This window comes from Acinetobacter corruptisaponis (assembly GCF_030053775.1).
Taxonomy (GTDB): Bacteria; Pseudomonadota; Gammaproteobacteria; order Pseudomonadales; family Moraxellaceae; genus Acinetobacter; species Acinetobacter corruptisaponis.
Window position 1 is genome coordinate 405,987 of the sequence record NZ_CP125669.1, and the last position, 20,347, is coordinate 426,333.

General features: G+C 41.9%; 18 protein-coding genes. 4 read left to right on the top strand and 14 right to left on the bottom strand.

Annotated elements, in window-relative coordinates; translation table 11 throughout:
* Window positions 1-60 precede the first annotated feature (60 nt).
* The 3 genes from QLH32_RS01925 to QLH32_RS01935 all read left to right on the top strand — a co-directional run bounded on the left by QLH32_RS01925 (window position 61) and on the right by QLH32_RS01935 (window position 3,914).
* Window positions 61-1,347, top strand: a complete 1,287-nt coding sequence (locus tag QLH32_RS01925; protein ID WP_283269270.1) for an acyl-CoA dehydrogenase family protein — start codon at window positions 61-63, stop codon at window positions 1,345-1,347.
* Between the two features lie 15 nt (window positions 1,348-1,362).
* Window positions 1,363-2,562 (top strand): acyl-CoA dehydrogenase family protein, encoded by a 1,200-nt coding sequence (locus QLH32_RS01930; RefSeq protein ID WP_283267824.1) that lies wholly within the window; start codon window positions 1,363-1,365, stop codon window positions 2,560-2,562.
* A 134-nt stretch (window positions 2,563-2,696) separates the two neighbouring features.
* Window positions 2,697-3,914: an ATP-binding protein gene (locus QLH32_RS01935; RefSeq protein WP_283267825.1), complete on the top strand. Its 1,218-nt coding sequence runs from the start codon at window positions 2,697-2,699 to the stop codon at window positions 3,912-3,914.
* A 55-nt stretch (window positions 3,915-3,969) separates the two neighbouring features.
* Here the strand turns inward: QLH32_RS01935 and gorA are convergent, their stop codons facing one another.
* Together gorA and QLH32_RS01945 are read right to left on the bottom strand one after the other, a co-directional pair.
* Entirely contained in the window at window positions 3,970-5,322 is a 1,353-nt protein-coding gene (gene gorA / locus QLH32_RS01940; RefSeq protein WP_283267827.1) for a glutathione-disulfide reductase, read from the bottom strand.
* 157 nt (window positions 5,323-5,479) lie between these two features.
* Complete coding sequence (locus QLH32_RS01945; RefSeq protein ID WP_283267828.1) at window positions 5,480-6,724, bottom strand: alkane 1-monooxygenase; 1,245 nt, start codon at window positions 6,722-6,724, stop codon at window positions 5,480-5,482.
* A 190-nt stretch (window positions 6,725-6,914) separates the two neighbouring features.
* Here QLH32_RS01945 and QLH32_RS01950 point away from each other — a divergent pair, with 190 nt between their 5' ends.
* Window positions 6,915-7,847 carry an AraC family transcriptional regulator gene (locus tag QLH32_RS01950; RefSeq protein ID WP_283267829.1) on the top strand — a complete coding sequence of 311 codons (933 nt, stop codon included), beginning with the start codon at window positions 6,915-6,917 and terminating at the stop codon, window positions 7,845-7,847.
* 49 nt (window positions 7,848-7,896) lie between these two features.
* Here QLH32_RS01950 and lpxA read toward each other — a convergent pair whose 3' ends face one another.
* The 12 genes from lpxA to rimO form a co-directional block, all read right to left on the bottom strand.
* Window positions 7,897-8,685 carry an acyl-ACP--UDP-N-acetylglucosamine O-acyltransferase gene (lpxA, locus tag QLH32_RS01955; protein ID WP_283267830.1) on the bottom strand — a complete coding sequence of 263 codons (789 nt, stop codon included), beginning with the start codon at window positions 8,683-8,685 and terminating at the stop codon, window positions 7,897-7,899.
* A complete protein-coding gene (gene fabZ / locus QLH32_RS01960) occupies window positions 8,682-9,167 on the bottom strand; it encodes a 3-hydroxyacyl-ACP dehydratase FabZ (RefSeq protein WP_010589348.1) in 486 nt (161 codons plus the stop codon). The genes lpxA and fabZ overlap by 4 nt, the downstream gene beginning before the upstream one ends.
* A 6-nt stretch (window positions 9,168-9,173) precedes the next feature.
* Complete coding sequence (lpxD, locus tag QLH32_RS01965) at window positions 9,174-10,244, bottom strand: UDP-3-O-(3-hydroxymyristoyl)glucosamine N-acyltransferase (protein WP_279959008.1); 1,071 nt, start codon at window positions 10,242-10,244, stop codon at window positions 9,174-9,176.
* A gap of 3 nt (window positions 10,245-10,247) precedes the next feature.
* On the bottom strand, window positions 10,248-10,736 hold the full coding sequence (locus tag QLH32_RS01970) for an OmpH/Skp family outer membrane protein (RefSeq protein WP_267979452.1): 489 nt from the start codon (window positions 10,734-10,736) through the stop codon (window positions 10,248-10,250).
* A gap of 46 nt (window positions 10,737-10,782) precedes the next feature.
* Complete coding sequence (gene bamA / locus QLH32_RS01975) at window positions 10,783-13,296, bottom strand: outer membrane protein assembly factor BamA (RefSeq protein ID WP_279959007.1); 2,514 nt, start codon at window positions 13,294-13,296, stop codon at window positions 10,783-10,785.
* Between the two features lie 34 nt (window positions 13,297-13,330).
* Window positions 13,331-14,686 carry an RIP metalloprotease RseP gene (rseP, locus tag QLH32_RS01980; RefSeq protein ID WP_283267831.1) on the bottom strand — a complete coding sequence of 452 codons (1,356 nt, stop codon included), beginning with the start codon at window positions 14,684-14,686 and terminating at the stop codon, window positions 13,331-13,333.
* 5 nt (window positions 14,687-14,691) lie between these two features.
* The gene (ispC, locus tag QLH32_RS01985) at window positions 14,692-15,888 is read right to left on the bottom strand and encodes a 1-deoxy-D-xylulose-5-phosphate reductoisomerase (protein ID WP_283267833.1); all 1,197 of its coding nucleotides are present in this window, start codon (window positions 15,886-15,888) and stop codon (window positions 14,692-14,694) included.
* The gene (locus QLH32_RS01990; RefSeq protein ID WP_283267835.1) at window positions 15,889-16,713 is read right to left on the bottom strand and encodes a phosphatidate cytidylyltransferase; all 825 of its coding nucleotides are present in this window, start codon (window positions 16,711-16,713) and stop codon (window positions 15,889-15,891) included.
* A gap of 2 nt (window positions 16,714-16,715) precedes the next feature.
* Complete coding sequence (uppS, locus tag QLH32_RS01995; protein WP_283267837.1) at window positions 16,716-17,465, bottom strand: polyprenyl diphosphate synthase; 750 nt, start codon at window positions 17,463-17,465, stop codon at window positions 16,716-16,718.
* Window positions 17,466-17,469: 4 nt separating this feature from the next.
* Window positions 17,470-18,024: a ribosome recycling factor gene (frr, locus tag QLH32_RS02000; RefSeq protein ID WP_283267839.1), complete on the bottom strand. Its 555-nt coding sequence runs from the start codon at window positions 18,022-18,024 to the stop codon at window positions 17,470-17,472.
* 75 nt (window positions 18,025-18,099) lie between these two features.
* Entirely contained in the window at window positions 18,100-18,828 is a 729-nt protein-coding gene (gene pyrH, locus QLH32_RS02005) for a UMP kinase (protein WP_004677620.1), read from the bottom strand.
* A gap of 48 nt (window positions 18,829-18,876) precedes the next feature.
* Window positions 18,877-20,220, bottom strand: a complete 1,344-nt coding sequence (gene rimO, locus QLH32_RS02010) for a 30S ribosomal protein S12 methylthiotransferase RimO (protein ID WP_267979458.1) — start codon at window positions 20,218-20,220, stop codon at window positions 18,877-18,879.
* Window positions 20,221-20,347 lie beyond the last annotated feature (127 nt).

Genomic DNA, 20,347 nt, shown 5'->3' on the forward strand with positions numbered 1-20,347 from the left:
TTAACCAGAGCATGTCAGCATAATTTTACAATCATCCCCTAGGATAAAGTCATGTCGAATATGATGAATACGGCTCAAGGTTTCGGGCTATCTTTAATCACAAAAATTGCAGGAAGCGAAGTACTTGACCAACTCAAATTAAGAAAGTTTGTAGAGAAATCACTGTATCAAGGTTCAAAAACAGGCTTTAAAGTTCTGACCAAAACACAGAAAGCGTTTAAGCCGCAACCGCTTGATAAGCAACGTCTCCCAAGTCAAGCCAACAAAAATCTATTTGATCTAAGCTTAACTGAAGAACAGCAAATGACTGTTGATGCAATGTCACAGTTTGCTCAGGAAGTTTTATATACCTTGGCCCATGATGCTGACCATAATGCACAGTTCCCAGAAGAACTTTGGCAGCATTTGGTTGATCTAGGCTTAAACTACTACGCACTTCCTGAAGCATTGGGCGGTGTTGCAGCAGAACAAAATATTGTCAGTAATATCCTGATCGCTGAAAGTTTGGCAAAAGGCGATTTCAGTTTAACGGCTGGCTTACTCAGCACATTTAGCGTGATTAATGCGATTACCCGTTGGGGCTCTACCCAAGTACAATCCATGTATTTGCCTGTATTTGCAGAAGATACTGATGTTACCGCGACATTTGCTTTTCAGGAAGCGACCCCTGCATTTAACCCATTCCAGTTAAAAACCAAAGCCACTGAACAAAATGGACAAATCACCATTACAGGTGAAAAGACTTTGGTGATTTTGGGTGATACAGCTGATGTATTCCTCGTCAGTGCCGAATTAAATGGACAGCCTGATATTTTCGTGGTGCAGTGTGATGAAAGCATTTCCATCAAAACCAATCCTGCAATGGGTTTAAAAGCGGCAGAAACAGCAACGTTACAATTCAACCATACCCCTGCCTTACGCCTAGGCGATGCAGATTTTGACTATACGGCTTTTGTTGATCTTGGCAATCTGATGTGGTGTGCAATGGCAATTGGAACTTGTGAAGCGATTAAAGCCTACTGTATCAAATATGCCAATGAGCGTACCGCCTTTGGTGAGCCAATCTCACATCGTCAAAGCGTGGCATTCATGATTTCAGACATGGCAATTGAGATTGATGCCATGCGTATGCTGGTACTCAATGCCGCAAGTCTGGCAGAAGCAGGCAAACCGTTCCATCGTGAAGCCTATCTGGCACGTTTACTCTGCGCTGAAAAATCCATGAAGATGGGTACAGACGGCGTTCAGATTCTAGGTGGGCATGGCTTTACCAAAGAACACCCTGTTGAACGCTGGTATCGTGACCTACGTGCAACCGCAATTTTACATTCTGGCCTACATGCTTAATTTTGGAGAATAATAATGAACTTACAAAATCCGAAAAAATTTAAAATGCTGGTTGATCAGGCTCATGAAACTGCAATCAATGTATTACGCCCGATTTCCCGTAAATATGATAAAGCTGAACATGCCTATCCAAAAGAATTGGACATGCTGGCTGCCCTATTGGATGGTATGAATGAAAGTGGTGAAGGTGTGGGCGCTGCCAATGCCAGTAAACGTGGTACAGCCAATCCAGATGCCATCGTAAACGGTGGTAATATGTCGGCTGCACTCGGCATTATTGAAATGTGCTACGGTGATACAGGCCTATTGCTTAGTATGCCACGTCAGGGGTTAGGTAACTCAGCCATCGCTGCGGTTGCCAATGATGAACAATTGGAACGCTTTAAGGGCACCTGGGCTGCTATGGCCATTACTGAACCAGGATGTGGTTCAGACTCAGCTGCAATCCGTACTACTGCCACCAAAGATGGTGATGACTATATCCTGAATGGTGAGAAAATCTTTGTCACTTCTGGTGAACGTGCTGATTCAGTGGTGGTTTGGGCAACTTTAGATAAAAAACTAGGACGTGCTGCAATTAAATCTTTCGTTGTACCTAAAGGTACAGCAGGTATGAAAGTTGAACGTCTGGAACATAAGCTCGGGATTAAAGCCTCAGATACAGCGGTGATTAGCTTTACGGATTGCCGTGTCCCTGCTGCCAATCTATTGGGTAATCCTGAAATTGATGTTGCCAAAGGCTTTGCTGGTGTAATGGAAACTTTTGACAATACCCGCCCATTGGTTGCGGCTATGGCGGTTGGTTGTGCCAAAGCTTCATTGGAGCGTATTAAGGAAATCTTTAAAGACCAGTTAGATGCTGAATACAAAACACCATATTTACAAACCTCCAATTTAGCCGCACAGATTTACCGTATGGAAGCTGAATGGGAAGCTGCCCGTTTATTGGTTCTCAAAGCAACATGGATGGCTGATAATAAAAAGCCAAACTCCAAAGAAGCTTCAATTGCCAAAGCCAAGGCTGGACGTGTTGGTAATGAAATTACACTGAAATGCGTCGAGCTTGCGGCAAGTGTTGGCTATGGTGAGGATGAACTACTGGAAAAATGGTCGCGTGATTCAAAAATTCTGGATATTTTCGAGGGTACACAGCAAATTCAGCAACTCATTATTGCCCGCCGTGAATTAGGCAAATCTTCAAGCGAATTGAAGTAGTCTAAATCTATAAAGGTATTCAGTTAGAAAAGGCTTTCGAGTCTTTTCTAATTATTCATATTCACAAAAAGCGAAGACACACGTTAAAATCTAGTTTAATATTAGGTTTAATCGTAAATTAAACTAGATTTCCAATGTATATCCCCCGTCATTTACAAAATACGCTTACCAAACTCATGCGGCAATTCCCTGCTGTATTGATTACTGGTCCAAGGCAAGTGGGGAAATCTACTCTTTTGCAGCATACAGCACGTGAGTATCGTTATGTCAGTTTCGATGATCCCTTATTACTCGACCAAGCCAAGCAAGAACCTAATCTATTTTTACTCAATTATCCAAATAATGTGATTTTGGATGAAGTGCAATATGCCCCTGAATTATTCTCTCTATTAAAACTCGCAATCGATAAACAAAAACAAAATGGCATGTTTCTACTTTCAGGTTCGCAAGCCTTTGAGTTGATGCACAATGTCAGTGAGTCCTTGGCAGGACGGATTGCAATTTTAAAATTATCAGGTTTATCATTACGAGAAATCCAAAAGATTACATTTGATCAAGCTTTTGTCCCAAGTCTAGACTACATCCAACAACGTGAATCTCATTTACAGGAAGTTGATGTATGGAAAACCATTCATCAAGGTTACTTGCCACGGCTGTATGAACAGGAAACAGATTGGGACATTTATTATGCTTCTTACGTTTCCACCTACATTGAACGAGATGTACGTCAACTGACCCATATCAGTAATATTACTGATTTCACGCGGTTCATGGTTGCAATTGCTGCACGAAGTGGTGAGTTGCTTAACTATAGCAGTGTGGCTCAAGATGTCGGGATTTCAGTCGATACGGTAAAACGTTGGGTGACGATTTTACAAACCTCAGGGATTGTTTATTTACTACAGCCCTATAGCAATAATCATCTTAAACGTGCCATTAAGACTCCAAAAATCTATATGTTAGATACTGGGTTGATGGCATGGCTAACCAAATGGTTAACCCCTGAAACCATTCAACAAGGGGCAAAAAATGGGCAATTCTTTGAAAGCTTTGTGGTGAGTGAAATTATTAAATCTTTCTATAATCAAGGTAAAGAACCACCAATTTACTTTTATCGAGATACCAATCAAAAGGAAATTGATTTACTGATTGAATATGACCAAACCTTATATCCCATAGAAATCAAGATGACTGCCAATCCCAATAAACGTATGGCACAGGCATTTGATATTTTGCGTAATCATTTACCTCACAATGAACTCACCATTGCCCATGGCACAATCATTAATCAATATCCACAAAAGCTATGGCTTGCCGAAAACTTACTCGCGTTACCTTTTAACTTTATTTAAATCCAGTTTAATTTACGATCCAATCGTAAATTAAACTGAGATTAGGCAGCTATCATTATCTCATCGTCACAAACTCTTCCGCAGAAGTTGGATGAATGGCAACGGTATTATCAAAATCTTTTTTGGTTGCACCCATTTTTAAAGCAACTGCAAAACCTTGTAAAATCTCATCCATCCCAAAACCAATCCCATGAATGCCTACAATTTTTTCATCATCACCCACACAAACCAGTTTCATTTTAGTCGGTTGCTTATGTTGCGTCACCGCACTAAACATAGATGTAAAAGATGAGTGATATACTTTTACAGATTGCTTTCCATATTTATAAACTGCTTGTTCTTCTGTAATACCTACCGTTCCTATTGGCGGATGACTGAATACTACTGTTGGGATATTGTCATAATCCAAATATTCATCAAGTTTATGATTAAACAATCGCTCAGACAGTTTTCGGCCTGCCGCCACAGCCACAGGTGTTAATTCCATTTTGCCCGTAATATCACCTACTGCATAGATTCCTGCCTGTGATGTATTCTGGAATTTATCCACTTGAATATAACCTCGTTCATCAAGCTGAATATTGGCTTTCTCCAAATTCAAACTTGCGGTATTCGGCTCTCGACCTGTTGCCCAGATTAAGCAATCAACAGTATGATTTTCACCATTTTCTAAATGCAGCACCACCGACCCATCAGCATTCTTTGTCACCTTTTTAGGCGTGGCTTGTGTATGTACCTTGATACCATCCGTTTGCATCACCTCAACCAACGTTTCACTGATGAACTGCTCAAAACGACGTACAGGCAAGTCCTTACGGATAAACAGCCCAACCTGAGAACCTAAAGCATTCAATACGCCAGCCAACTCAACGGCAATATAACCAGACCCAATCACTGCAACTGTTTTAGGTAAAACAGGTAGTTCAAAGAAACCATTAGAATCAATTCCATGCTCAACTCCCTCAATTTCAGGTAATGATGGCTGAGTCCCCGTGGCAATTAAGATATGATCAGCTGTTAATTTTTTCCCATTGACTTCAATGGTATTTTTATCGATAAAAGTTGCTGTGCCATATATAAGATCAACTTGATTCTTACTTAGGCTATTTAGATAGGATTGGTGAATACGCTCAATATAAGCCTGCCTATTTTTAATTAAGGTCTGCCAATCGAAAGATTCCAGCTTGCTATTGAACCCATAATCAGGACCATATTTTTGAATGATTTCAGCAACTTGTGCTGCATACCACATCACCTTTTTAGGCACACAGCCCACGTTGACACAGGTTCCGCCAATCTCAGCCTTTTCAATCAAGGCGCATTTCTTTCCATACATCGCAGCGCGATTTACAGATGCAATCCCACCACTTCCACCACCAATCGCAATATAGTCATAATGTTTTGTCATTATTGCCTCATAAATCAATTACAAGATTATTTTTAAGTTATACATAGATATACAGCAATAATATTTAAAATCTGTATTTGGTTAAGCTTTTTATACAAGAAACTAAAAAGGCACTGACGATTACTCATCAGTGCCCTGCTTTGGGAAAGCTTTTGGATTATTCAGTTGTTACAGCGTTAACCGAAGTTTGCTCTAAAGACTGATCCACCACACCAAATTTCTTAAAGATTTTTGCTCGGCGTTTTGGATAGATATTGGCCTTATTCAGGTCACCCTTGTAATGATCAAATACACGCTTATCCATCATTTTTGACCATAGTGGTGGAATTAACGCAGGCAACAGCATACTTGCATAACCACTTGGCAGTTCGGGTGCCTCGTCAAAGTGACGCAATGCCTGGAATGGACGTGTTGGATAAGCATGATGGTCAGAGTGGCGCTGTAACTGATACAGGAACAAGTTGGTCACGATATTGTTATTGTTCCAGCTATGCTCTGGCATAGTACGCTCATATTTACCATTCTTATCTTTCTGGCGTTTCAAACCATAGTGTTCAATATAGTTAATAATCTCGAACAGACTAATACCATAGAATGCCTGAGTGGCTAAATAAGGAATGACACCTTTACCGAACAGACCAATCATTGAGCCATGAAATGCGGCACTCATTCCCCAGCCTTGCAACAATTCATTTTCAGTAGACCAGAATTCCTTACCTTTACGTTTTAAACGATTGGTTTCAATCTCAACAGCAGATTTGAAAGAACCAATGACTGTACGTGGCCAGAACTCATAGAATGTTTCACCCATCTGAGAAGATGCTGGATCTTCTGGTGTCGCAGCACGTTTATGGTGACCATATGGATGCTCTACACGGAAATGGTTATATCCAGTAGGCACAAGTGCCAAATGAGACAGAATATGGTCGATACGGTCATGCTTATGGCTGAGTTCATGGGCGGTATTAATCGCAATACCATTCACTGCTCCCATTGAAATGCCAAGCAAAACTTTATCAATGAAAGATGTTTCTTTACGGCTTGATAGGTAGCATGCATACACATTCGCCGCATATTGCAACGGGATAAAGCTTTTAACTAGGCGAGAATAATATGGATCTTTCTCTAGCAGTTTAATGTCTTCATCTGTTGGATTGTTTGCATCTTTACCAATAAGAGTATCAATGGTTGGGATCACAATATGTAGAACGATTGGACCACCCAAAGCAAAAATCTTTTTGAATGGACGAGGAGCAAATTGATAACCTGCTAAAATACCAATGCCAATTGCAGGTAAGGCTGGGCTAATTGCCCATAAATAACGTTTACGATCCAATTCAGTTTTTGATTTTGGAATGCTTACTGGCGTAAGTTCTTGCTTCACATTTACTGGCGCATTCATCATCATATCCATGTCTTTGTATATATATGCATATTTTGAGGAATTATGGCTTTCATGACAGTTGCAAGCGTCCAAAAAACCTATGTCAAAGTCTTTGGCATCATCACCCCTGTTTTTGTCCTATAAACACATATTGTGTTCTTGCAGTAGCTCTCTATAATTTAAAATGAATACATAGTTTTAAAATCATATGGATGCTTTAAGTAAAATATTTGCTGATATACATTTAAATCACACTGAATATATCTATTTGAAAACTCAGGGAGAATGGAGTTTTATCTGTCAGGATCAAACGGCCCTGATTGTTTATATTGTTCTGGTGGGTTCCGTTTATATCCAGATTGACACACACAACAGCTTAACGGCCCAGGCAGGTGAAATTGTGGTGATTCCCTCTGGAAAAGCCCATACAGGTGCAGATAATACCGTGACCAAGCTGGTAAATGCGGTAGATATTTCAAAATTCTTTAATGGACATAAGGATGATGCTGTTGAATTTGGCACTGAATCGGCAGAAAAAAACCTGATTTTAGCGGTACGCTGCCAAATTGATACCATCATGGCACGTCCATTTATTCAGGCATTGCCATCGCTGATTCATATCCAGCACGGAGATACCACTGCACCTGAATGGCTACAGATCGGCCTGCACTTTCTTGCACTGGAAACGCAGAACATTCAGGCTGGACGGGACATTATCATTGACCATCTGGTGAATATCTTACTCATCAAGTGTATTCGGGATCATATCCAGCAAATCTCAACTCAACATGGCTGGCTGAGTGCCTTAAACCACCCCGAACTGAGCAATAGCTTGGCTGCAATTCACAACCATCCAGAAGATGGATGGACGGTTGAAACACTTGCTGAACAATGCTGCATGTCGCGCTCAAAGTTTGCCAGCTTGTTTCATGAAGTTATTGGTGAATCACCACTTGCCTATTTACAGCAACATCGTATGCGTCTGGCAAGTCAATACTTGCGTAAAAGTAATTATTCCATTCAGCAAATTGCCAATAAAGTAGGATATTCTTCAGAAACCGCGTTTAGTCAGGCATTTAAACGCACCTTTGAATTGTCTCCCAAACAATACCGACATCAGTTTGTTGAGGAAGAAAATTAAGTCAATAAAAAAAGACACCAAAGTGTCTTTTTTTATATTGAAATTAAGCCTAACGTACAATCCCACGTGTTGATTTTTCTAAGGAATCAATCAACAGTTGGGCTTCTGGCACATTATCTAAAATTTCATTACGAATCTGTTCAATTGCCTGTTCAGTGGTCAAACCTGATTTATAAATCAGTTTATAGGCTGTTCTTAAACCCTGAATCGTATCCCGTGACCAGCCCTTACGTCGCATCCCTTCAATGTTCAGACCATGTGCATGTGCTGGATTACCAGAAGCCAGTACATAAGCTGGCACATCTTTAAGAATGAGTGCAGCCCCACCAATCATACTATATGAATCAATACGGCAGAATTGATGAACGCCTGCATTCCCACCAACAATGACATGGTTACCGACATTCACATGCCCTGCAATACCGACATTATTGGCAAAAATATTATGGTCCCCAATCATACAGTCATGGGCGATGTGGGTATTCACCATCAACAGGTTGTGACTACCAATCTTGGTCAGGCTCTGATCCTGTACCGTACCCCGATGCAAGGTACAATGTTCACGAATGGAATTGTGATCGCCAATTTCCAACCAGGTTTCCTCACCCTTGTATTTTAAGTCCTGACAAATTTCCCCAATGCTGGAAAACTGGAAAATATCGTTGTTTTTACCAATTCGTGTAAAACCACCAATGACCACATGCGAATGTAACTTTGTACCAGTATCAATACTGACATTTGGCCCAACCACACAATATGGGCCAATCTGTACGTCAGAGGCAATTTTTGCAGACGGGTCAATGATTGCTGTAGGATGTATTAAATTTTGACTAGTCATGTCTGCTCAATTTTTTGGTGGGAAATCATGATCTCGGCTGTTGCAGCAACAATACCGTCAACACTGGCAGTACAATTGTACTTGTAAATACCACGTTTTTGCATCACAAGTTCAGATTTTAAGATAAGCTGGTCACCTGCAACAACCTGTTTCTTAAATCTTATTTTTTCCGCACCAGCAAAAAGAAACAAGGAACCCTCACTCGGCTTCTGATTGGTCAAAACAAAACCCAATATACCTGAAACCTGGGCAAGTGCTTCAATGATGAGTACACCTGGCATAATTGGGTAGGTTGGGAAATGTCCCTGCAAGAACTCTTCATTGATAGATACGTTTTTATAACCGACAATACTGTTCTCAGTGACTCCCGTAACTCGATCGACTAACAGGAAAGGATAACGATGCGGTAAATATTCACGAATGGTAAGAATATCCATCGGTAATTCAGGCATTGTGAATGCTGGAAATGTTGACTCGGTCATAATAAATTATTTACGTAACTTAAGGGTTGATTCAAGGGACTCTAATTGAGCTTGCATATGATCAAGCCTTTTGGTGATCTGGGTCAATGGCACATCTGCTAATTGTCTAAGGCGTACCACAGTTCTTTTCCAGTGACTATTTTCAAACAGTCCAATTCCCGAAGAAAAGGTTCCCGCCTCAGAAATACTTTTTGTGACCATTGACATTCCAGTAAGTGTCACATTATCCGCAATATTTAAATGCCCTGCAACGGCACTACCACCACCGATAATACAGTTTTTGCCAATTCGGACACTTCCAGCAATTGCCGTGTTTGCAGCGATGGCTGTATGTTGACCAATTTGAACGTTATGTGCGATTTGCACAAGGTTATCAATAATGACACCATCTTCCAGAATAGTGTCATCCAAGGCACCACGGTCAATGCTGCAATTTGAACCAACACGGACATCATTACCAATCTGAACCGAACCCAGTTGTGCAATGCGATGCCATTTTCCCTGATAAGGCGCAAAGCCAAACCCTTCTGCACCTATCGCTGTATTGGCATGGATACGGATACGATCCTTAAGCTTGGCAGCCCCTGTAATGGTGACATGTGCATCAATAAAACAGTCCTTGCCAATTTCAACCTGATCATCAATAAAGGCATGGGCCTGAATAATGGTATTGCTGCCCACCACACAGTTTTCACCAATCACCACATAATGACCAATATAGGCATCATCAGCAATGATGGCTGAGGGATGGATTTTAGCAGTACTTGAAATTCCCCTTTGGGTAATTTTCTTTTCAAATATATGGGTCAAAGTCGCAAACGCGAGATAAGGATTATCAACGACAATAAAGTTATTTTTTGAGGAAAGCTGTTGCTTGAGCGCTGCGGTGACAATGTAGGCACCTGCCTGGCTTGCTTCTGCTTGCGATAGGTATTTATCCCCATTCACAAAACAGATATGCTGATTTTGTGCCTGTTCTAAACTTGCTAAATTAAAAACCTGAAAATCTTTTTCACCGAAACACTCACCTTTGACAAGGTGAGCAATTTCTTCTAAACGATAACTACGTCTATTCATTGATTATTTCATTGCATTAACCTTTTGAATCATTTTATCAGTTAAATCATACTGAGCGTCAGAGGCAATCGTAGAATTTTTATTTAAAATAAAATCCAGGTTATTTTCTTTTCTTAATTGTTCAGCGGCCTGCTTCACACGATTCTCAAAATTTGTATTCATCGTTTGCAAAGTCGTCTGTACTTTGGTCTGTAGACCTTGTTGAGTCGTATTAAACTCATTGACCTTGGCCTGATACTGGCCACTTAATTTCTGTAAATCAGCCTGATTAGCGGACTGGGCTTTTTGCTGCAAACTTTCAATCTCTTTACCTAACTGTTCCAGTTTAGCTGAAGTCGGTTTAACTGATTGACCCAAGCTGTCATTTTGCTGTTTTAAATAGGTACTGCTCTCAACGACCTTAGCCAGGTCCACAACACCTATACCACCCGCGTTTGCGACTGCTGAAACCGTTAATCCTAAACCTAACATAAGCATTGTTAATGTTTTCATTATTACATCCCTTATCTGTTTTGCAGAGTTCAAACTGAGGTCGTACTTAGAATGTACGACCGATTTCAAATTGGATTGATTTGGTATCATCGCCTTTCTTGTCATTCAGTGGGAATGCATAACTCAACGATAATGGACCAATCATGGTAATCCATGTAAAGCCAACACCCACACTGTAGCGCATGTTGTCAAAATTAAAATTGTAGTTGTCCTTACAGTACTGCTTGATATCAACATTGCTACTGTTCACCAAAATGTTACCACTTGGCACATCACACTTGGTGTCAAATACCTGCGCACCCTCGGCAAACAATACTGGCCGAACCTGACGTGCCCAGTCACCTTTAAATGGTAATGGCAACGCCAACTCTGTACCAAACTGAACCAGTGCGTTACCACCCACTTCTTCAGGATCTGGATCGCTTTGGCCAGTTTCCTGGAAAATTACACTTGGATATTTAGGTCCCAGTGAGCTGTTATCATAACCACGAACCGATCCATAACCACCAGCATAGAAGTTCTTATAGAATGGCAAGTCATTACCATAGCCCAGCTTGCCATAACCGCGCAGTACAAATCCGCCCCATAATGGCATGAATGCCTGAGCATCATAAGTAAGTTTTTGGTAATCAACATCACTGCCTGGAATACCAACTTCAAGACCTACACGATGTGACATACCTGAGGTTGGGAAAATTGGTCTGTTCAAAGTATTGTATGACCAGCCCAAGTTTAAGGTATAGGTCAGGAACTCACCTTCAAAGGCATTATCGTAGGTAATTTCCCCGCCTGGATTACACTCACCTGTATATTTTCCATCAGCATCTTTCGCCCATTGGTCTTCAGGGCAATACGTCGCACTACCTGTCGCCTTACCGCCATTTGCTAAAAGATAATCACGAATATAGGTTGAAACGCTTGGACCCGTTCTTACCTTGGTCTGGTCAATACCAATAGACGCACTTAAACTTTGGTTTTCATCAATCGGGTAACCGAAACTCAAACTTCCACCAACACTGTCAGTGACATAGTTATTGACGTTATAGTCCTTGTTTAACTTGGTTTTACGATAATAAACGTTGTAGCCGCGGCTCACACCGTCGATGGTGAAGTATGGATCAGTCACACTGAGGTTATAGTAATCCTGTGTTTCTGAACGGGACAGGTCAATCGCAACACGATTACCAGTTCCCATAAAGTTGGTTTGACTGAGCCCAGCCTGGAATGTGACACCGCCATTTTGAGAATAACCAACCGCAAGTGTGGTTGTACCAGAATGTTGCTCCTCAACATTGACATTCAAGTCAACTTGGTCAGGTGAGTTTGGCACGCGAACAGGTTTGACATCAACCGTTTTAAAGAAGCCTGTACGTTCCAAACGCACTTTGGACAAGTCAATTTTTTCATTACTTGCCAATGCGCCTTCCATTTGACGCATTTCACGACGCAACACTTCATCGGCCGTTTTACTGTTGCCTGTAAAGTTGATACGACGTACAGTGACTTGCTGACCTGGGTTGATATAGTAATTGAGGTTGACAATACCTGTCTGGTTATTGATCTCAGGTACGATATTTACCTCAGCGTAGTAATAGCCTGCATTACCATACTTACGGAGCAACAGTTGCTTAACCGCGTTTACTTTTTCCTGTGAATAGGTTTCACCATCTTTATACAGCTTAAGCATCTGCAATTCTTCTGGCTTATATAGTGCATCGCCCAGAAACTTGGTTTCACCAAACTTAAACTGGCCACCTTCGTCAACCGAAACCTCAATGAAGATATGCTTTTTATCCTCACTGATATTAAGTTGAGAGTTAATAATATTAAAGTTGATATAACCCTTGTTTAGGTAGAGGGCACGTAAAGCCTCAAGACTTGCCGCCATTTTCTCACGCGCATAGCGGTCATTACGGGTTACAACAGAGGCCCAGCCACTTTCCTTAACGGCAAATACCTGTTTGATATCACTGTCACTAAAAACAGTATTACCAATAATATTAATGTCAAAAACTTTTGCAGCCGTACCTTCATTAAAGTTTAGCTTCAACTCAACGCGGTTGTTTGGACGAGCAACCGTTTCCACAGTCACATCGGCATCATAACGACCTTGCTGGGTATATTGCTGTTCCAGCTCCGTTTCGATGGTTTGCAGGGCTGACTTTTTAAAGACCTCACCCTCAGCAATACCCATCTTCTTTAAGCCTTGCTCCAAGGCTTCTTTCGGAATGAGTTTATTGCCCTTGAATTCAAGCTTGGAAATGACTGGACGTTCAACAACCTTAAAAACCAGAACGTCTTTTTCTTTATAAGCCTTGATATCATCAAACAAGCCTGACGCATATAGGGTACGGATTGCCTCAGCGATCATTGGATCACTTACTCTATCGCCACTATTTATTGGTAACATCGAATAAATACTTGCAGGTGTTAAACGCACTAGGCCATCAATTCGTATATCTCGTGCAAGAAACTCATCTGCTGCGTATGCTTGTTGTACCACTGCCATCGCACTAACCAGTGCCAAAGGCATTAATAAATGTGTGTGACGCATGCCCATATATTTTCCAGTAAGTTAAATTCCATTTGCGTTTTTATAAACGCATGAAGTCGTTAAATAAAGCCAAAAGCATCATGCTACCGAGCAGTACCATACCAACTTTTAGACCAAATATCTGTATTTGTTCAGAAACAGGTTTGCCACGAATGGCTTCAATAAAGTAATACACCAAATGACCACCATCCAGCATTGGGATTGGAAGCAAGTTGAGGATGCCCAGGCTGACACTCATCAAGGCCATAAATGAGATAAAGGTTTGCCACCCCATTTCAGCGCTTTGTCCAGCCACTTTGGCAATGGTGATTGGTCCTGACAAATTATCCAGTCCAATTAAGCCACGCACCATCTTGGTGATTGAGTTAAAGATCATGCCCGAAAGCTGTGTGGTTTTATCTACTGCAACACCCAATGCTTCGATTGGTGAATACTGAATGGTTTGCTTGTATTCAGCAGGAATGGTGATCTTGCCCGCGTCACTTTTCACCCCCAGCACGCCTGTGATATTGCCCATATTGTCACGCTGACCTTGTGGCATTACCTGCAAATGCACCAGTTGTCCCTGACGCATCACATCAATGTTTAAAAGTTTTTCAGGTGAATTCTGAACCACATCAACCACATCAAACCAGTCTTTCATGGCAACATTGTCAATTGCCACAATACGATCACCGACTTTCATTCCCTGACGTGAAGCGGCACCATCTGCACTCAACTCTTTCACGGTTGCAGGAATGACTGGACGATAAGGCAAGAAGCCCAATACATCCAAAGGTGATTGGTTTTGATCCTTAAGGAAATCCTTGATTGGTAAACTAAACTGCTTTTCAGTACCTGCACGCTCAACATTAATGGAAACTTGCCCTGTCTCTCCCACACGATTGACCAAGGTATAATTCAGTTTTTCCCATGTTGGCGTTGTTTGACCATCAACTGCCAGAATTTTGTCACCCACTTGCAAATCAACCTGCGCTGCGGGAGTATTGGGCATAATCTTGCCAATACGGGTATTCAACTGTTCCTGAGCAGGCAGGAATAGAACCCAGAACAACAACACTGCAAAAATCAGATTGATCAATGGACCCGCCGCAACAATCGCAATTCGTTTCCACGGAGACTGACGATTAAAGGCATAAGGCAAGTCCTTTTCAGCGACATTGCCCTCACGCTCATCCAGCATTTTGACATAGCCCCCTAAAGGCAATGCCGAAAGCTGATACTGGATTCCAGATTTTTTAGACTGCCATTTCAGCAAGGTTGGGCCAAAGCCAATCGAATACACCAGAACCTTGACACCAAGTTTACGCGCCACCCAATAATGGCCAAACTCATGAATTGCAATCAGTGGACCAAGTAATAAAATCGCTGCAACAATCATAAATAGTGCATTCATACGATTTAGCCTCCCATATCCACAATATACTTCTCTGCAACCTGTCTAGCGATCATATCAGTCTGTAAAATGATGTCTATGTCTTCTGCTTTGGCATTTTGTACAGCTTGCAAGGTGTTCTCGACAATTTGAGCAATCTCAGTAAAGCGAATTTTTTGCTGCAAAAATGCAGCTACCGCAATTTCATTTGCTGCATTTAATACTGTAGGCGCCAAACCACCTGCCCGCATCGCCTGACGAGCCAGCTCCAAAGCTGGAAACTTAACAATATCAGGTTGCTGAAAATTCAATTGAGCAGTCTCAAACAAGTTTAACGCAGGAACATCTGTTGCCAAGCGTTTTGGCCAGGCCAATGCATGTGCAATTGGTGTGCACATATCAGGGTTACCCATTTGTGCCAAAGTTGATCCATCCACATATTGCACCATGGAATGAATAATACTTTGTGGATGAACCACGACTGTAACAAAATGTTCTGATATTGAAAACAAATGACACGCTTCAATCAACTCCAGCCCTTTATTCATTAAAGTTGCAGAATCGACCGAGATTTTTTGTCCCATAGACCAGTTAGGATGTTTACATGCCTGTTGTGGCGTTACATCATGCAATTGTTCTAATGAATGATTGAGAAAAGGCCCACCCGATGCAGTCAGTAAAATACGGGAAACACCCAACTGGGGCTGTCCCGTTCTTTCTGCATTGAGGTAATCATGCGGCAAGGACTGGAAAATTGCATTATGCTCAGAATCAACAGGCAGTAACAGTGCATTATGTTCACGCGCTGCCTGCATCATGATGTCACCCGACATCACTAATGATTCTTTGTTGGCTAATAAAACACGCTTACCTGCTTTTACTGCCGCAAGTGTTGGTAACAAACCTGCTGCACCAACAATCGCAGCCATGACGATATCAACATCGGCATGCTCAGCGATGGTGATTAAGCCTGCTTCATCAGTCAGAATTTCAATATGTTTTAAATTTTCTTCATTTAGACGTTGTTGTAACTCAAATGCTTTTTCATTCGGCACCACAACAATTTTTGGATGATATTTTTTACAAATTTCCAAAAGCTCATCCAAACGACTATATGCAGAAACTGCAAATACAGTGTAATCGTCTGGATGCTGTTCCAATACTTTTAAAGTACTTTTTCCAATTGAACCCGTCACACCCAATATGCAAACAGCTTGAGTCATTTAAAGATCTACACCAATGAGTTTTAGAATATACATGCCCGTAGCAAAAATAGGTGCTGCCGCAAGCAGTGAATCAATACGATCCAGCACGCCACCATGACCTGGCAACACACGGCCAGAATCCTTAATCCCTGCACGACGCTTGATCATGGATTCAAACAGGTCACCCAGCACTGATGCAAACACGGTAATAACTGAAAGAATCAGGAATAAAATAAGCTGCAATGCAGTTAAATTTAAATAGGAATATTGTACAACCAGCATAATAATCACTGTTGTGGCGATACCACCGTATAAACCCTCAACAGATTTATTTGGACTGACTTTCGGGGCAAGTTTCTTTTTACCAAACTTACGGCCAACAAAGTAGGCACCGCTGTCAGCGCCCCAAACCAATAGGAATAAATACATCAGCCACCACGGTGAACTATGCCATACAGCATAAATTGCGGTAACAGCGGCTGAAATTAAAATAAATCCAATCAAGTGAAGTGAAATGTTGTACCAGTTATCTGAGTCAGGGAAGTTTTTAACCCAGTAAATGCTCACCAGCCAGGTAAGAATGGATGCAGCCCAAAGCAGTAAGGCAACATCATTAAAAAACAATGCCAGTGTTGATACCAGTGCAACACAACCACCATATATCCAGGCCTTAGGTTTTGAGACAGTCGCTGACGCCTGTGGCATCAATTTAAACCACTCGTAGCCTGCAACCCCTGCCGCTAAAATCATAAGCATAAACATTGGATAATGTGATTGCGTTGCGAACATGCAACTTAGAACAACTGCAACTAATACCAATGCGGTAATTATCCGCTCTAACATTATTAATTCTCTATTTTCGCTTGTTGAATCTGTTCGGATGTCTTGCCAAAACGTCGCTCACGCCCTGAGAAAATACGAAATGCATGATCCAACTCTTGAATGGTAAATTCTGGCCACAATGTATCGGTAAAATACAATTCAGCATAGGCCGCCTGCCAAAGCAGGAAATTAGACAAACGATAATCTCCCCCTGTACGGATCAACAAATCAACAGCAGGTAGATCATTTAGACTGACATATTTATCAAATAAATCAACATTTATCTGATCTATTTGGAGTTTTCCAGCAAGCGCATCCTGAGCAATCGTTTTTGCGGCATGGGCCATATCCCACATGCCACCATAACTGATCGCAATCGTTAACGTCATGGAATCAAAAGTTGCTGTTTTCTGTTCTGCATACTGCATTAAATCACGTAATTCACTGGAGAGTTTGGAACGGTCTCCAATGAAGCGAAGTGAAATGTTGAATTTCTCCATACGTGGCAATTGCTCGTGAATGGTTTCTTCCAACAATTTCATGAGTAAATCGACTTCGTACTGCGGACGCTTCCAGTTTTCACTTGAGAATGCAAACACAGTTAAGGCTTTTACACCGACGTGTTTACAGTGCTCAACAATGGGGTCAAGGATATTTTTTCCTTCACGGTGCCCATCGCCTTTTTGCATCTGATTTTTTTTGGCAAAACGGTTGTTGCCATCCATAATGATGGCAACATGCTGGGGAAGAAGTTGTTCTTCTTGTGAGGTCATATAATCAGACCTTCATCAATTCTGCTTCTTTGGCTGCAAGACGTTTGTCCACTTCCGCAACAAACTTGTCAGTGATTTTCTGGATATCCTCACCTGCACGGCGTTCGTCATCTTCAGAAATTTCTTTTTCTTTCAGTAGGGCCTTGATGTCACCCAGCACATCACGACGGATGTTACGGATGGCAACCTTGGCATTCTCCGCTTCTGAACGGGCAACTTTCTGCATGTCACGGCGGGTTTCTTCTGTTAAAGCAGCCAACGGCACACGAATAGAGTCGGTGGTAATCGGGTTTAAGCCCAAGTCACTTTCGCGGATTGCCTTGTCAATCGCAGACACCATATTACGTTCAAATGGCTGAACAATTAAGGTACGTGAATCTTCAACACCCACGTTCGCCACCTGATTCAGTGGAACATCCGAACCATAGTAAGGAACCATCACGCCATTTAAGATAGATGGGTGAGCACGTCCAGTACGAACTTTTGCAAAACCCTGTTCCAAAGACTCAAGGGTTTTCTGCATGCGCTGTTCGCCGTCTTTTTTGAGATCGTTAATCATATGATCTTCCTTACTTATTCCTGAGGTATTACAAAATATTTAACGTAGTATAAAGAGCTTTCTGGCTCACGTATATTAATTCGTAACGTGAGTCCCTTCTTTTTCACCCATCACAACAGAAAGCAATGCACCAGACTTGTTCATATCAAACACCTGCAACGGCACATTATGGTCACGGCATAGGCAAATTGCAGTTAAATCCATCACACCTAGCTTTTCATCCAAGACCTGATCGAAAGTTAAATTGTCATATTTAACCGCATCTTCATATTTACTCGGGTCTTTGTTATAAACACCATCAACCTTGGTTGCTTTCAGAATCAAGTTTGCTTCAATTTCGATACCACGTAAACAAGCTGCTGTATCCGTCGTAAAGAATGGATTACCTGTACCCGCAACAAACACACATACCTCACCCTGGCTTAAATGGCGAATCGCGTCACGGCTAGAATAGGATTCGACCACCGTACCAATTGACAATGCTGACATTAAACGGGTTTTGATATTACGGCGTACCAAGGCATCACGCATCGCTAAACCATTCATCACCGTCGCCAACATGCCCATTTGATCGCCTGTTACACGACCAACCAGACCATCTTTCTGCAACTGGCTACCACGGTATAAGTTACCACCACCGACAACGATACCCACCTGCACACCCAAGCCAACCAGATGGGCAATAGAAAGTGACATTTGGTCCAGTACCTGGGCATCAATACCCATATCTTTATTTCCAGCTAAAGCCTCACCAGAAAGCTTGAGCAAAATGCGTGCATAACGTGGATTCTTAGAAGCTGACATACCTTTACTCCAAACCGATCAATCTCAAAATTTTCTTTATATCTTGTGTTAAGCAGATTTAACCTGAATTAACCTTGCAAATAAATCGTATTCATCTGCATCAGTAATTTCGACTTCAAGTAGGTCACCTGCCTTAATCACGCTTTTATCAATATCTTCAACGAACACATTGCCATCAATTTCTGGTGCGTCCGCATAAGAACGGGCAACCGCAACTGGGAATTCTTCTTCCAGGCTATCCACCAAGACAGTCATGGTTTGGCCAATACGCTTTTGCAGTTTTGCCGCTGAAATTTCCTGCTGAACTTCCATGAAACGCTCATAGCGTTCTTGCTTGATTTCTTCAGGCACATGGTCTGGAAGATCATTGGCTGTCGCACCCTCTACAGGTGAATAGGTAAAGCAACCAACACGGTCAAGCTGTGCTTCTTTCAACCACTCCAACAATATTTGGAAGTCCTCTTCAGTTTCACCTGGGAAGCCAACCACGAATGTTGAACGAATCACCAATTCAGGGCATTTTTCACGCCACAATTTAAGGCGTTCCAAGGTGTTTTCACTATGGGCTGGTCGCTTCATCAATTTTAAGATGCGCGGACTGGCATGTTGAAAAGGGATATCCAAATAAGGCAGAATTTTACCTTGCGCCATCAGGTCAATGGCTGCATCGACATGCGGATAGGGATAGACATAGTGTAAGCGCACCCAAATTCCGAGCTGACCCAATGCTTCACACATATCATAGAACTTGGTTTTAACAGGCTGGCCGTTCCAGAAATCCAGCTTGTACTTGGTGTCGACACCATAAGCCGAGGTATCCTGGGAAATCACCAGAACTTCTTTTACACCCGCACGTTTTAATGCTGCCGCTTCATCCAGCACCTTTCCAACTGGGCGCGAAACAAGGTCTCCACGCATGCTTGGGATGATGCAGAATGTACAGCGGTGATTGCAGCCTTCTGATATTTTAAGATAGGCATAGTGCTTCGGTGTTAAACGCACACCCTGCTCTGGAACCAGGTCAATAAACGGGTTGTGCTTTGGTGGTGCAGGCACATATTCATGCACTGCCTCCATCACGTCCTGATAGGCCGCCGCACCTGTCACTTTCAGTACATTTGGGTGCATTTGGCGGATTTTATCTTCATCTTTGCCCAAACAGCCTGTGACAATCACACGGCCATTTTCACTCATGGCCTCACCAATCGCATCCAGCGACTCTTGTACCGCAGACTCAATAAAACCACAGGTATTAACAACAACCAGGTCCGCACCGTCATAATCTGATGCCACTTGATAACCTTCAGTTTTTAACTGGGTTAAAATTCGTTCAGAATCTACCAATGCCTTAGGACAACCTAAAGATACAAAACCGACTTTGGGGGTCTTCATGAATCTGCGCTCCACTTGAATCGGCGTATTGTATGACTTTTCGAGTGATAAAAACAGGTGGGGACTGCACAGTTTAATCAATGCACCAAAATACAACCAATATTTTAAATAAAATCCTACATTGCAC

What these genes read in the sequence shown, in the direction of transcription:
- QLH32_RS01990 (WP_283267835.1), bottom strand. Translation starts at nt 16,713, where the DNA reads ATGTTAGAGCGGATAATTACCGCATTGGTATTAGTTGCAGTTGTTCTA.
- QLH32_RS01970 (WP_267979452.1), bottom strand. Translation starts at nt 10,736, where the DNA reads ATGAAAACATTAACAATGCTTATGTTAGGTTTAGGATTAACGGTTTCA.
- QLH32_RS01925 (WP_283269270.1), top strand. Translation starts at nt 61, where the DNA reads ATGATGAATACGGCTCAAGGTTTCGGGCTATCTTTAATCACAAAAATT.
- QLH32_RS01945 (WP_283267828.1), bottom strand. Translation starts at nt 6,724, where the DNA reads ATGAATGCGCCAGTAAATGTGAAGCAAGAACTTACGCCAGTAAGCATT.
- fabZ (WP_010589348.1), bottom strand. Translation starts at nt 9,167, where the DNA reads ATGACCGAGTCAACATTTCCAGCATTCACAATGCCTGAATTACCGATG.
- bamA (WP_279959007.1), bottom strand. Translation starts at nt 13,296, where the DNA reads ATGGGCATGCGTCACACACATTTATTAATGCCTTTGGCACTGGTTAGT.
- lpxA (WP_283267830.1), bottom strand. Translation starts at nt 8,685, where the DNA reads ATGACTAGTCAAAATTTAATACATCCTACAGCAATCATTGACCCGTCT.
- rseP (WP_283267831.1), bottom strand. Translation starts at nt 14,686, where the DNA reads ATGAATGCACTATTTATGATTGTTGCAGCGATTTTATTACTTGGTCCA.
- lpxD (WP_279959008.1), bottom strand. Translation starts at nt 10,244, where the DNA reads ATGAATAGACGTAGTTATCGTTTAGAAGAAATTGCTCACCTTGTCAAA.
- frr (WP_283267839.1), bottom strand. Translation starts at nt 18,024, where the DNA reads ATGATTAACGATCTCAAAAAAGACGGCGAACAGCGCATGCAGAAAACC.
- pyrH (WP_004677620.1), bottom strand. Translation starts at nt 18,828, where the DNA reads ATGTCAGCTTCTAAGAATCCACGTTATGCACGCATTTTGCTCAAGCTT.
- QLH32_RS01950 (WP_283267829.1), top strand. Translation starts at nt 6,915, where the DNA reads ATGGATGCTTTAAGTAAAATATTTGCTGATATACATTTAAATCACACT.
- gorA (WP_283267827.1), bottom strand. Translation starts at nt 5,322, where the DNA reads ATGACAAAACATTATGACTATATTGCGATTGGTGGTGGAAGTGGTGGG.
- QLH32_RS01935 (WP_283267825.1), top strand. Translation starts at nt 2,697, where the DNA reads ATGTATATCCCCCGTCATTTACAAAATACGCTTACCAAACTCATGCGG.
- QLH32_RS01930 (WP_283267824.1), top strand. Translation starts at nt 1,363, where the DNA reads ATGAACTTACAAAATCCGAAAAAATTTAAAATGCTGGTTGATCAGGCT.
- ispC (WP_283267833.1), bottom strand. Translation starts at nt 15,888, where the DNA reads ATGACTCAAGCTGTTTGCATATTGGGTGTGACGGGTTCAATTGGAAAA.
- rimO (WP_267979458.1), bottom strand. Translation starts at nt 20,220, where the DNA reads ATGAAGACCCCCAAAGTCGGTTTTGTATCTTTAGGTTGTCCTAAGGCA.
- uppS (WP_283267837.1), bottom strand. Translation starts at nt 17,465, where the DNA reads ATGACCTCACAAGAAGAACAACTTCTTCCCCAGCATGTTGCCATCATT.